16 protein-coding genes are annotated in these 11,810 nt (G+C 62.4%); 4 read left to right on the top strand and 12 right to left on the bottom strand.

What is annotated here, in order from left to right:
• Positions 1-131 precede the first annotated feature (131 nt).
• The gene (locus tag AC1D0Z_RS11345) at positions 132-464 is read left to right on the top strand and encodes a VF530 family protein (RefSeq protein ID WP_477658348.1); all 333 of its coding nucleotides are present in this window, start codon (positions 132-134) and stop codon (positions 462-464) included.
• Here the strand turns inward: AC1D0Z_RS11345 and atpE are convergent.
• Positions 461-697, bottom strand: a complete 237-nt coding sequence (gene atpE / locus AC1D0Z_RS11340) for a F0F1 ATP synthase subunit C (RefSeq protein ID WP_007868318.1) — start codon at positions 695-697, stop codon at positions 461-463. The two genes, AC1D0Z_RS11345 and atpE, sit on opposite strands and share 4 nt — an antisense overlap.
• Before the next feature lie 41 nt (positions 698-738).
• Between atpE and AC1D0Z_RS11335 the strand changes: the two genes are divergently transcribed.
• Both AC1D0Z_RS11335 and AC1D0Z_RS11330 read left to right on the top strand, forming a co-directional pair.
• Positions 739-1,446: a pseudouridine synthase gene (locus AC1D0Z_RS11335; protein WP_477658347.1), complete on the top strand. Its 708-nt coding sequence runs from the start codon at positions 739-741 to the stop codon at positions 1,444-1,446.
• Between the two features lie 57 nt (positions 1,447-1,503).
• Positions 1,504-2,268, top strand: a complete 765-nt coding sequence (locus AC1D0Z_RS11330) for an SDR family NAD(P)-dependent oxidoreductase (RefSeq protein WP_477658346.1) — start codon at positions 1,504-1,506, stop codon at positions 2,266-2,268.
• 126 nt (positions 2,269-2,394) lie between these two features.
• Here AC1D0Z_RS11330 and ppk2 read toward each other — a convergent pair whose 3' ends face one another.
• The 10 genes from ppk2 to AC1D0Z_RS11280 all read right to left on the bottom strand — a co-directional run bounded on the left by ppk2 (position 2,395) and on the right by AC1D0Z_RS11280 (position 10,476).
• Complete coding sequence (gene ppk2, locus AC1D0Z_RS11325) at positions 2,395-3,300, bottom strand: polyphosphate kinase 2 (RefSeq protein ID WP_477658349.1); 906 nt, start codon at positions 3,298-3,300, stop codon at positions 2,395-2,397.
• Between the two features lie 235 nt (positions 3,301-3,535).
• A complete protein-coding gene (locus AC1D0Z_RS11320) occupies positions 3,536-3,775 on the bottom strand; it encodes an HP1242/YdcH family protein (RefSeq protein WP_477658345.1) in 240 nt (79 codons plus the stop codon).
• Between the two features lie 42 nt (positions 3,776-3,817).
• Positions 3,818-4,255, bottom strand: a complete 438-nt coding sequence (locus AC1D0Z_RS11315; RefSeq protein WP_477658344.1) for a universal stress protein — start codon at positions 4,253-4,255, stop codon at positions 3,818-3,820.
• Positions 4,256-4,440: 185 nt separating this feature from the next.
• Positions 4,441-5,415: a Bug family tripartite tricarboxylate transporter substrate binding protein gene (locus AC1D0Z_RS11310; RefSeq protein ID WP_477658343.1), complete on the bottom strand. Its 975-nt coding sequence runs from the start codon at positions 5,413-5,415 to the stop codon at positions 4,441-4,443.
• A 28-nt stretch (positions 5,416-5,443) separates the two neighbouring features.
• Complete coding sequence (locus AC1D0Z_RS11305) at positions 5,444-6,160, bottom strand: class II aldolase/adducin family protein (RefSeq protein WP_477658342.1); 717 nt, start codon at positions 6,158-6,160, stop codon at positions 5,444-5,446.
• A gap of 161 nt (positions 6,161-6,321) precedes the next feature.
• Positions 6,322-6,603, bottom strand: a complete 282-nt coding sequence (locus AC1D0Z_RS11300) for a DUF427 domain-containing protein (protein WP_477658341.1) — start codon at positions 6,601-6,603, stop codon at positions 6,322-6,324.
• 279 nt (positions 6,604-6,882) lie between these two features.
• Complete coding sequence (locus AC1D0Z_RS11295; protein WP_477658340.1) at positions 6,883-7,551, bottom strand: glycine zipper 2TM domain-containing protein; 669 nt, start codon at positions 7,549-7,551, stop codon at positions 6,883-6,885.
• Positions 7,552-7,717: 166 nt separating this feature from the next.
• Complete coding sequence (locus tag AC1D0Z_RS11290; RefSeq protein WP_477658339.1) at positions 7,718-8,239, bottom strand: cupin domain-containing protein; 522 nt, start codon at positions 8,237-8,239, stop codon at positions 7,718-7,720.
• Positions 8,240-8,385: 146 nt separating this feature from the next.
• Positions 8,386-9,429, bottom strand: a complete 1,044-nt coding sequence (locus AC1D0Z_RS11285; RefSeq protein WP_477658338.1) for a methionine synthase — start codon at positions 9,427-9,429, stop codon at positions 8,386-8,388.
• A 45-nt stretch (positions 9,430-9,474) separates the two neighbouring features.
• Positions 9,475-10,476: an LLM class flavin-dependent oxidoreductase gene (locus AC1D0Z_RS11280; protein ID WP_477658337.1), complete on the bottom strand. Its 1,002-nt coding sequence runs from the start codon at positions 10,474-10,476 to the stop codon at positions 9,475-9,477.
• A 124-nt stretch (positions 10,477-10,600) separates the two neighbouring features.
• Here AC1D0Z_RS11280 and AC1D0Z_RS11275 point away from each other — a divergent pair, with 124 nt between their 5' ends.
• Positions 10,601-11,161, top strand: coding sequence for a YaeQ family protein (locus AC1D0Z_RS11275; RefSeq protein ID WP_477658336.1), 561 nt, complete (start codon positions 10,601-10,603; stop codon positions 11,159-11,161).
• On the opposite strand, the gene AC1D0Z_RS11270 is transcribed toward AC1D0Z_RS11275, so the two are convergent.
• Positions 11,158-11,810: ion transporter (locus tag AC1D0Z_RS11270; RefSeq protein ID WP_477658335.1), on the bottom strand; the 653-nt coding region annotated here is incomplete at its 5' end. The two genes, AC1D0Z_RS11275 and AC1D0Z_RS11270, sit on opposite strands and share 4 nt — an antisense overlap.

The raw sequence follows: 11,810 nt of genomic DNA, 5'->3' as shown, positions 1-11,810 counted from the left end.
CAACAACAAGATGGTCAAGAAGCCGAAGAAGGACACCTCGCCGCCCAAGACGGTGTCGCCTGACGCGGTGCGCCCGACCATCGTGACGCAGGTACCGCTGCGCGGCAAGCTGAAGAACAAATAAGGCCTTGATGGCCGGCTCTGGCGATTCGCCTGAAAATTTGCGGGAAGAAATCCCGGCTGCTGCTACCGCACAGCCGGGTAATCCGCTGCACGGCGTCAAGCTGGAGGCCATCGTCACCGCACTGTCAGACCACTACGGCTGGGAAGAGCTGGGGCAGCGCATCAACATCCGCTGCTTCACCCACGATCCCAGCGTGGCGTCCAGCCTGAAATTTTTGCGCAAGACACCCTGGGCACGCGAGAAGGTTGAAAGCCTCTACCTCTTCATGCTGCGCGAAGTCAAACGCAGCAGCCCGCCGGTTCACAACTTCCCGCCGCCTAAAGCCAGGCCCCAACCCTAGAGGGGATTGGCGAACAAGAGCATCATGGCGATGCCCACACCGATCAGGAAGTTGGCATCGATCAGCCCGGCCAGCAGGAACATCTTGACCTGCAGCGGCTCCATCATTTCGGGCTGGCGCACGGCGCCTTCCAGAAATCGCCCGCCCATCGCCCCTATGCCCAGGCAGGCGCCAATGGCGCCCAGGCCGATGATCAATCCACATGCAATGGCAATGGCACCTGCGTCAGTCATGATTTCTTCTCCTTGGTTAAAAACTTTTCGTTGACTGAATCATGAAGGCCGAGCCGCCGCAGAACAATTACCCCGCAGGTAATGTCATCGACATTCCAGAGGTGAGGCTGCTACACGCCGATGCGTTCCTGCTGGTGCTGGACAAGCCTTCAGGACTGCTCTCAGTGCCGGGACGCGGCGAAGACAAGCAAGACTGCCTGAGCGCCCGCGTACAGGCGGCCTTTCCTGATGCCCTGGTCGTGCATCGGCTGGACCAGGCGACCTCAGGCCTGATGCTGATGGCGCGCGGTACGGCCATGCAGCGCGCGCTGAGCCGATCGTTCGAAACGCGTGAGGTTGGCAAGCGCTACCTAGCGGTGGTAAGCGGCCACTTGCCCGCACCGGGTGATCCGAATGCCCCGGACGGCTGGGGCCTGATCGACCTGCCCATCATCGTGGACTGGCCACGCCGGCCGCTGCGCATCATCGATGCCGAACGCGGCAAGCCCAGCCAGACCCGCTGGCGCGTGCTGGCGCATGACACGGCGGCTAACACCACACGCGTGGAACTCGAACCCGTCACCGGCCGGTCACACCAACTGCGCGTGCACCTGAAAGCGCTGGGCCATCCCATTCTGGGCGATGCGCTGTATGCGCCCGAAACGGTGCAGGCCGCCGCGCCGCGGCTGTTGCTGCATGCCTGCGCGCTGCACTTTACCCATCCGGCGAACGGCATTGCAATGCAGTTTGAAAGTACGCCGGGGTTTTAGCATCTGGCTACCGCGTGGCGCAAAGCAGGGTTTGCGCACGAGCGCTACCATGCAGCCATGAACGCATCGAACCACCTTACCCTCATCACAGGCGCTTCGCGCGGCAYGGGCTTTTCCATGGCGCGCCAACTGCTCACCGCCGGCCACACCGTATTGGGAATTTCGCGCACCGCCGTGCCTGAACTGCAAGAACATGCCCAGCATGTCGGCGCGACAGTGCTGCAATGGGCGCATGACCTGGCGGACAGCGGATCACTGAGTGAGAAGCTCGAAAGCTGGCTCAAGGATTCATATGCCAAGGCTGCGTGGACCAGCGTCACGCTGATCAACAACGCGGGCGTGATCCCGCAGATCGGCTCGCTGGACCAGATTGGCGAAGCCGACCTGGCAAGGGCGCTGCGTGTGGGGCTGGAAGCGCCCATGCAAATCACCGCCGCATTCCTGCGCGCCACCGGCGGCTGGCAAGCACCGCGCAAGGTGCTCAATATTTCCTCCGGCCTGGGGCGCCGCGCCATGGCGTCGCAAGCGGCCTACTGCGCCGCCAAAGCCGGCATGGACCATTTCACCCGCTGCCTGGCACTGGAAGAAGCCCTGAAACCCCACGGCGCCAAAGTCTGYTCACTCGCGCCGGGCGTGATCGACACCGGCATGCAGGAGCAACTGCGCGCAGCCGACCCCAAAGCCTTTCCGGATCGCGAGTCGTTTGTGGGATTGAAGACAGGTGGATCTCTCACATCGCCTGAAGACGCTGCGGCGCGCATCCTGGCGTTCCTGAACCGACCTGACTTCGGCGCCAACCCGGTAGGCGACGTCAGAGACTAGCCCCGGCTGACTACCCAAAGAACTCTCTAACCCAGCAGGAGCCGCGGARCCGGCTTTGCCGGGCCGCTGGCTTCGCCCCCTGCAAGGGGGGAACAGACTACACGCAGTGAGTCTGGACGGGGGTGTTCAATATATTTCCGGCACCACAATGTTTTGCGGAACCGGCGCACGCACATAGTCCTCATGGCGCACCCGTTCGGGCAGCACGATGGGCGGGTGCGGAGTTTCCTGGTAGGGCATTTGCTGCAGCAGGTGGTGGATGCAATTGAGGCGGGCCTTTTTTTTGTCGTCCGCCTGCACCACCCACCACGGAGCCTCTGGGATGTGGGTGCGGTCCAGCATGATCTCTTTGGCCTTGGTGTATTCCTCCCAGCGGCGGCGTGATTCCAGGTCCATGGGGCTGAGCTTCCATTGCTTGAGCGGGTCGTGGATGCGGCCCAGGAAGCGCAGGTGCTGCTCTTCGTCAGAGATGGAGAACCAGTACTTGATGAGCTGTATGCCCGAACGCACCAGCATCTTTTCAAACTCCGGCACAGTGCGGAAAAACTCTTCGTACTGGTCGTCGGTGCAAAAGCCCATGACGCGCTCCACGCCGGCGCGGTTGTACCAGCTGCGGTCGAACAGCACGATCTCGCCGGCAGCCGGCAGGTGGGACACATAGCGCTGGAAGTACCACTGCGTGCGCTCGCGGTCGTTCGGGGCTGGCAGTGCCGCCACACGGCACACACGCGGATTGAGCCGCTGGGTGATGCGTTTGATCACGCCGCCCTTGCCGGCGGCGTCGCGCCCTTCAAACAAAATCACCACCTTGTGGCCGGTGCTGACGACCCAATCCTGCAACTTCACGAGTTCGGCCTGCAGGCGGAACAGCTCGCGAAAATACTGGCGGCGGTCTTCTTTTTCCTGTGCCGCGTCCCTGGGGCTGCGGGCAGGCTGCTCCTCCCCGATCAGCTCGGCCACGGTGCGGTCTTCAATCTCCATCTCCAGCTCTTCGTCGTAGCTGTCGATCAGGTCATTGCGGATCCGCCGCATCAATTCTTCGTCGCTTGAACTCAAGGCTTTCTCCTGCACAACCGGAAATCGGTCAACATCCCAGCGTAGCCGAGACAGATGGCAGTTTGATGAATCATCCCGGGACTGGCGGCCGGGCCACAGCAAACCCGACGCCCTCCCGCCACATCATCTCTGCGCAATGCTTCGTTTTTGATAGCTGCTTGCGCCCGTCCTTATTGGGCTGCAGGCAATTTTCTAAAAAATCAATAACGGCTCAGCTTTTCCTGAGGATCTGGTAGATCTCGTCCTTCACCTTCAGCCGCCGCTTTTTCAGGTCTTCCAGCGCCTCGTCCGTGATGGCGCCTACGCCCTGCTCGTACTTTGCAATCGCGTGGTTGTCTTCGTCATAGCGTGCGAAAAGCTCGGCAAAGTGGGGATCCGACACCTTGAGGCTGCGCATTTTCTGAAGGTATTCCGGAAATTCATGTGCAATGTCGTGGTTCAGAAGGTCCATGAAAGCTCCTTTGTTGGCGTCACGTCACCAGGAAACGGCCGCTCAGTCGCGCACCACCAGCACAGGCAGGTGCGCATGGGAAAGTACCTGGGCCGTGACGCTGCCAAGCACCAGCTTTTCGAGTCCGCGGCGGCCGTGGGAGCCCATGACGATCAGGTCGGCATTGATCGTCTCGGCGGTGTCCAGAATGCCGCGGTAGATGGCATGGCCTTCCACCACCGATCCGGTGGCGGTGATGCCTGCTTCCCGGAAAACCTGTTTGGCCGCGTTGATGGCCTCATTGGCTTCTGTCGTGGCGGCGCTCAGGTATTCGGCTTGCCCATAGGCAAAGTCGGTGCCCACGCCGGTAAACGCATACGGGTCTATGACATAGACCACGGTCACCTCGCTCTTGAAGGCCTGGGCCACTGCCAGGGCATTGCCGATGGCCTTGCGCGCGGTGGAAGAGCCGTCTACGGGAACCAGAATGTGTTGGTACATATTGGAATCTCCTTGAGCCAGGAACAGATTCTGCGGCAGGCATCCTTTGCGGGTCAATGCCGGACAGCCAGGGGCCGCTGCGGGCCCACCATGCATCAGTTATAGGGTATTGCACGGCAAGCCGCCGTCAGACAATGCGCCGAAAGCAGCCGCTGCGCCGGGCCTGGCTCCGCCGCACCAGACATTCATTCCGGTTTGATGTTGGCTGCCCTGGCCAGTTGCGCGTAGCGCGCCAGATCCGCCTTGATCAGCCTGGCAAGCGCAGCACCGTCGCCGTTCAGGGGCTCCACGCCGGCGCCTGAAAGGTTTTCTTTCACGGCAGGTTCGGCCAGCACTTTTTGAACGTCCGCGTAAATTCTGGCAACCACCTCGGGCGGCATTCTGGCCGGCCCCATCAGGGCATACCAGATGGAAAAGTCCAACGGCTTCAGGCCCTGCTCTTCAAAGGCCGGCACCTGAGGCATCAGTTCATAGCGCGCAGCGGTCGACACGCCAATGCCGTTGAGTTTCCCGGTCTTGATGTGCGGCGCGGCAAGGTTGGCGCTGAGGATGGCCAGTTGCACCTGGCCACCCACCACATCGGTCAGTGCCGGTGCGCAGCCCTTGTAGCCTGCGTGGGTGGCGCTGACACCGGACTTTTGCTTGACCAGCTCCATCACGAAATGCTGCGGCGTGCCAACCCCGCAGGAGCCGTAGCTCAGCGCCGCCGGGTTGGCTTTGGAATAGTCGACCAGCTCCTTGAGCGTCCTGATGTTGGTGCTCTGGTGCGACACCAGCGCCACCGGCGTGAGGCCCAGCAGCATGATGGGGGTCAGGTCTTTTTCAGGGTCGTAGTTGAGCTTGCCATTGACGGCGGGGTTGACCACCATGGTGCTGTTTTGCAGCAGCAGCGTATAGCCGTCCGCCGGCGCCTTGACCACGGCTTCCGTGCCGATGTTGCCGGAGGCGCCCGCGCGGTTGTCCACCGCAATGCCCTGGCCCCACAGCGCCTGCAGGCGTGCGCCGATCTGCCGCGCCAGGATGTCCGAGCCTCCCCCGGTGCCATACGGAACAATGATGCGCACAGGGCGGGATGGATAGGCTTGCGCCATCACCTGCGTTGCAGCCATGCAGGCCAGTGACATCACGGCGGCCAGGGCCAGGAGCTTGGGAAGTTTCATGGTTCGCCTTTGCGTTCGCTCAGGTTGTTTATTCAACGGTGCCGATACGGCGGCTCCACAGTTCCCACGGCCGCATGACCTGGCCTTCATTCGTCGCCATGGCCAGGTCGGCTTCTTCGGGCGTCAAAAATTCAATGGGCCCCAGACCCGACGCAGTGAGCTGCAGCTTGGCGTTTTCTTCTGCATAGACGGCGCGGTATACCGCACGCTCCAGCGAAGGCGCCACGACGGTTGAGCCATGGCCACGCATCAGAACGCACGTGTGCTGGCCCAGCGCCCTGGCCAGGTCCTTGCCGAGCCCCATGTCGCGGATCAGCAGGTCGGTGTTGCCGTTGGACTCGCGGATTTCGTAGAGCGCCGATCCGCTGCCCAGAAAACCACTCATGTGAAAAATGGGACGCAGGCGCTGGCCCGTCACGCCGAAAGGAATCACGCTGGGCGAATGGCTGTGCACGACGGCCATGACGTCGGGCCGCGCGCGGTAGATCTCGCCGTGAATGAAGCGCTCAAGGTAGGACCGCAACGCGGACGGTTCCACCAGGTCGCCATTGAGGTCATAGGTCAGGATATCGGCTTTCCTGACGAGCCCGGGCGCGCGGTTACAGGACAGCAGGAAATGCCCGGGCGACTTGTCGTGGCGCACGCTCACATGGCCAAAGCCGTCCACCACACCCTGGTCATACAGGATGCGGTTGGCGATCACGAGTTTTTCGACCAGCGCGGGATCGGGCGCGGAAGGCGTCATGAAGTCTCCTTATTGGCAACGGCCCGCAGGCTGTTTTTAATAAGCACACATACTACATGGAGGCTTTTCCAGGCAAAAGGCGGGAGCCACAGGGTTAACCCGCTCTCTGGGGAAATCACCCGTTTTCGGGAGCCCTTCGTGGGAACCATCGCCGCCAGGGGTCAGGCCTCGATTTTCACGCCTTTCCAGAAGGCAATGTGGCCCTTGATGTTGTCGGCTTCGGGCTTGGGGTCGGGGTAATACCAGGCCGCGTCGGTGTTCATCTCACCGTTGACCAGCAAGGAGTAGTAGCTGGCCTGGCCCTTCCACGAGCACATGGTGTGGTGGTTGCTGAACGTCACGTAATCGCGGTTGAGCGAGCTTTCAGGGAAATAGTGGTTGCCTTCCACCACCACGGTGTCGTCGCTTTGCGCAATTACTGCGCCGTTCCAGATGGCTTTCATGGGAATGTCTTTCTGCGGATGCGGATCGGATGAACAGGCGCCAATGCTACGCCCCCGAGCGAGAGCCCTCCTGGCCGGGGGGTATTGTCACCGCCGGGCGTGCAGTGCGGCCGAAGCGGGCAAAAAAATACCGATGCAAAGCACCGGTATTTCGGGAGGCGGCATTAGAGCCCCTCTTCGCCAGCAGGGGCCGCGGAACCGGCTTTGCCGGGCCGCAGGCGCAGCGCCCCCTCGGGGGGCAGCGAACCACACGCAGTGGGGAGCGTGGGGGCTCCAGTTTTAGGCAAGACGGAGGTTCTTGCCCTCAACAACCACCTTCGATCCGACTGCCACGGCGCTGGAAAGCTCCATGTTGCGCACCGTGCCATCATCCATGCGCACGCGCACTTCGTAGACGGTGACCTTCTTCATGTTTTTCTCGATCTGGTTGCCGGCAAATGCGCCGCCGGCCACGCCGAGCACCGTCATGGCTGTTTTGCCGTTGCCGCCACCCATCTGGTTACCGACCAGGCCACCGACGACACCGCCGGCTACCGTGCCGAGGCCGATGGTGGTGTTGCCGACGTCCACGCCATTGACTTTGCCCTGGCGTTGAACAGGTGTCACCGCTTCGACGGTGCCGCAGGTGGCGCAGACATTGGCGCGCGGCGTGGCTTGCGCCACCACGACCGGATTGGTGTGCGGCTTGGTGGTTTGCGGGCGTTTGGATGTATCGGCCGCCAGCTTGGCGGTCTGCGCGGGCTCATTGACCGCGGCCGAGCCGCCGGGCTGCGCATCGGAACGGTTGACAACCAGCGCGGCGGCGAGCGCCATGACGGTCACCCCCAGTACAGCGACAAGCGCGACAAGCGGCTTGCTGTGCTGCAGGCGTTGCGACAGGTCCGGCTTATAAGAAGCCGTCGGCTGGGGTTGAACGGCGGGTTGATTCACTGAGTCGTTGGTGTCCATGATGGAACTCCTGTAGATGAGCCCCAGTTGTAACAACACCGCCGGATACATCCTGTAGGACGAAGTGACATTCGTAAGGAAAGCTTTCCGCGTTACGGTGAAAGCGTGCAATTTTGCGCACACCCGCAAGGCTTTATGCCTGCCTCACAAAAGGTTGACTCGCGCTTTACACGCCGCCATGCGGGTGCGTCGGGTCTACCCACAGCACCGTATCGGGCTTCTCCACGGGTTCGATATCCAGGTTGACGGCAACCGCCTCGCCATCGCTGCGGCACAGCACGCATTCAAGCACCTCGGTCGCGCTGGCGTTGATTTCCTGGTGCGGCACATAAGGCGGCACGTAGATGAAGTCGCCCGGCCCCGCTTCAGCGGTGAACTCAAGATGCTCGCCCCAGCGCATGCGGGCCCTGCCCCGGATTACGTAGATCACGCTCTCGAGGTGGCCGTGGTGATGCGCGCCGGTCTTGGCGTCGGCGTGAATCGTCACCGTACCGGCCCACAGCTTCTGTGCGCCAACACGGGCGAAATTGATGGCGGCGCGCCTGTCCATGCCAGGTGTTTGCGCCGTGTTGCTGTCCAGCTGGTTGGCCGCAATCACGCGCACACCGTCATGCTTCCAGCGAGCGTCGCCGGCGCTGTGCGGATGGCCGTGATCATGGCCGTGGTTGTCGCTGTGGTTTGAAGTCACGTTGAATTCCCTCTCTCACAAATCGAGGCGAGATTTTTGGCAAGCAGGGGCCGCGGAACCGGCTTTGCCGGGCCGCAGGCGCAGCGGCCCCCTTGGGAGGCAGCGCATTACATGCGGCCGAAGGCGAAGTGAAAAGCGTGGGGGCTTCACTTGTACCGTTCGCGTGCCAGCGCCGCACCTGCCCCCAGGGCCTGCAGTTTTTTCAGTGCCACTTCGCGGTCCATGGGCGCCAGGCCGCAATTGGTGCAGGGGAACAGGCGGCCCTTGGGCACGTAGCGCAAAGCCTTGCCGATGGTGTCGGCCACCTGCTCGGGCGTTTCAATTTCGTCGCTGGCCACGTCAATCACACCCACCATCACGTCCTTGCCTTCCAGCAGCGCCATCAGGTGCGGCGGCACGTGCGAGTGGTAGCACTCAAGGCTGACCTGGCGGATGGTGCTCCTGGCCAGCGCGGGAAATACGGTCTCGTACTGGCGCCACTCCTCACCCAGGGTTTCCTTCCAGTCGGCGTTGGCCTTGATACCGTAGCCGTAGCAAATGTGCACGGCTGTCGTGCAGGTAAGGTCTTGCGCCGCGCGCTCCAATGCCTTCACACCCCAGTCGGCGGCTTCTTTCATATACACATTGAAGGCAGGCTCGTCGAACTGGATGATGTCCACGCCGTCAGCCTGCAGGGCGAGTGCCTCCTGGTTCAGCAGCTCGGCAAAGGCCATGGCCAGCTTGACCTTGTCGCCATAGAACTGGTCAGCCACAGTGTCGACAATCGTCATCGGGCCAGGCAAGGTGAACTTGATTCTTTTGGTGGTGTGCGCACGCAGCAACCGCGCTTCGGCGGCGTGCACGCGGCCTTTGAGCCTGAGCTGCGACACCACCTGCGGCACCATGGCGTCATAGCGGTTGTCGCGTATGCCCATCTTGACCTTGTGCTCAAAGTCAATGCCTTCAACCTGCTCGAGAAAGCCGTGCACAAAGTGCTGGCGCGACTGCTCGCCGTCACCGATCACATCCAGGCCTGCATCTTCCTGCGCCTTGATCCACAGCAGTGTGGCGTCGGCCTTGGCCTGCTTGAGCTCCTCGCCCTCGGCTTTCCACTGCGGCCATAGTTTCTGCGTTTCAGACAGCCAGCCTGGCTTGGGCAGGCTGCCGGCAATGACGGCGCTGAAGAGCGGTGTTGTGGAAGGTGTTGTCATGGGTTTTGTTCCTTGTCTCAGTCATTGTTGTTCGCGAAGGCTGCCTCAGAAAAACTCGCGGGCCAGCAGTTCATACGAGCGCCTTCTCGCAGCGGGATCGTGTGTCCAGGTAATCACAACCAGTTCATCAACCCCCAGTGTATTAGCCAGCGCCCGCAATTTGGCGGCAGCCTGCGGGCCGCTGCCAACCAGCGCGCTCGCCCGCAGCCTGTCAGCCTCGACCTGCTCAGCTGGCGTGTAGGGCCGCAGCGCCACCTCTTCAGGCGAAGGCAGGGCCGCCAGCGCACCACGGTTGCGGTCAACCTTCCAGCGTTCGCGGCTCGAAAAATGATGCCAGGCCTCGGCCTCGGTGTCGGCCGCCAGTGCCCAGACACAGAGCACCGCCTGCGGCGTGGGGTGGCGCGGGCTGGGCCGGTAGGTCGAGCGGTAAAGCTCCAGCGCCTGCTCCGCGCCTTGCCCGTCGGTGATGAAGTAAGCAAACGCATACGGCAGCCCGTAATGTGCGGCCAGCTGCGCACCGTAGTCGGAACTGCCCAGCATCCACATTTCGGGCGTGGTCGGCCCCATGGGGTTGGCCGTCACGCCGCGGCCCGGGTGGCCTTCAGGCAGGTCAACACCGGCCAGCCAGGCTTGCAACTCACGCACCTGGATGGGAAAGTTTTCAGCCGACTGGCGCGGGTCGCTGCTCAGCAAACGCGCGGTGCGCATGTCAGAGCCCGGTGCGCGGCCCACGCCCAGGTCGATGCGGCCGGGCGCGATGGCTTCGAGCACACGAAACTGCTCCGCCACCTTGAGCGCCGCGTAGTGCGGCAGCATGACGCCGGCGCTGCCTACGCGGATGCGGCTGGTGGTGGCGGCGATGGCCGCCATCAATACCTCAGGCGCAGAGCCGACGATGCTGGGGTGGCTATGGTGTTCGCTGACCCAGAAGCGCTTGTAGCCCAGGGCTTCACAGTGGCGGGCTAACTGCAGGGTTTCGCGGATGGAGGCGTCTTCCGTGCGGCCGGTGACGGCGACGGACTGGTCGAGGACGGAGAGCGAGATCATGGTCGGATGACTATAGCCAGCAGTGATAAACCGCGCTTGGCGGGGGTTTCGCTGGTGTCATTGCGCGCTCTGTTCCAATAGAGGGTTCGCTCCCGTCCAGACCCGAGATAAAGAAGYACACMCYATGGCACTCAAAGCCACCATTTACAAAGCCCAGCTKGCSYTGTCCGACATGGACCGCARYATCTACGCCGACCACAGCGTGACGATTGCGCGCCACCCGTCGGAGGCCGAYGARCGCATGATGATCCGMCTGCTGGCCTTCGCGCTGAATGTGCCGGCCGACGACAAGAAGGGCAACCTGGAATTTGCCAAGGACCTGTGGGACGTGGACGAGGCCGCGCTCTGGCACAAGGACTACACCGAACAGATCCTGCACTGGATCGACGTCGGCCAGCCCGATGACAAGCGCCTGATGAAGGCAGCTGGCCGGGCCGAACGCGTGAGCGTCTACAGCTTTGCCAGCAGCACCAATGTCTGGTGGAAAAACATCGAAACCAAGCTCACCCGCGCCGCCAACCTGGTGGTCTGGCAGATCGACGCGGCCGAAAGCCAGGCGCTCGCGAAACTTGCAGAGCGGAGCATGCAGCTGCAGGTGACAGTACAGGACGGCACGGTATGGATGAGCACCGCGCTGGGGTCGGTAGAGATCACGCCACGCCGGTTGACGGCCGGCGCGTCTTAAACACCAGGACGCCGAGAGGACGCATCTTTCGCGTCCCTGGAATCCTTGTGCTGGTCTTGATGCTGATAAAGCGGCAGTTTGGCCCCGCAATGAAAGCAAAAGTCTGCCTCGGGCAGGTGGCCTTCGGTCAGACATTCATGGCAGGTGCGCGTGGTCGGCAGGGCCAGATGCTGCATTCGCCGCTCCGCCGCCATTTCGGCCGTGACGATGCCGGTGGGCACTGCCAGGATGCCCCAGCCCAGCAACATCATGAAAGATGAGATCAGCCGGCCCAGGTCGGTCTTGGGCGTGATGTCGCCAAAGCCCACGGTGGTGACGGTGCTGATGGCCCAATACACTGAAGTCGGGATGCTGGTAAAGCCGTTGGACGGCCCTTCGACCACGTACATCACGGTGCCCATCACCAGCACCATCATGACCACGGCCGACAAAAACACCAGGATCTTGCGGCCGCTGGCAGCCAGCGCCCGGCCCAGCGACTGGTATTCAGCGACGTAGGCGGCCAGCTTGAAGATGCGGAATACGCGCAGCAAGCGCAGCACGCGCACATCGATGAGCGCGTGGAGCTCCGGAAAGAACAGCGCCAGGTAAGTGGGCAACACCGCCACCAGGTCGATGATGCCGAAAAAGCTGGTCGCGTACCGCAGCG

This window comes from Polaromonas sp. P1_E3, assembly GCF_056405935.1.
Note: the sequence above shows the minus strand (reverse complement) of the source record. Positions and strands in the feature narration are given on the sequence as shown.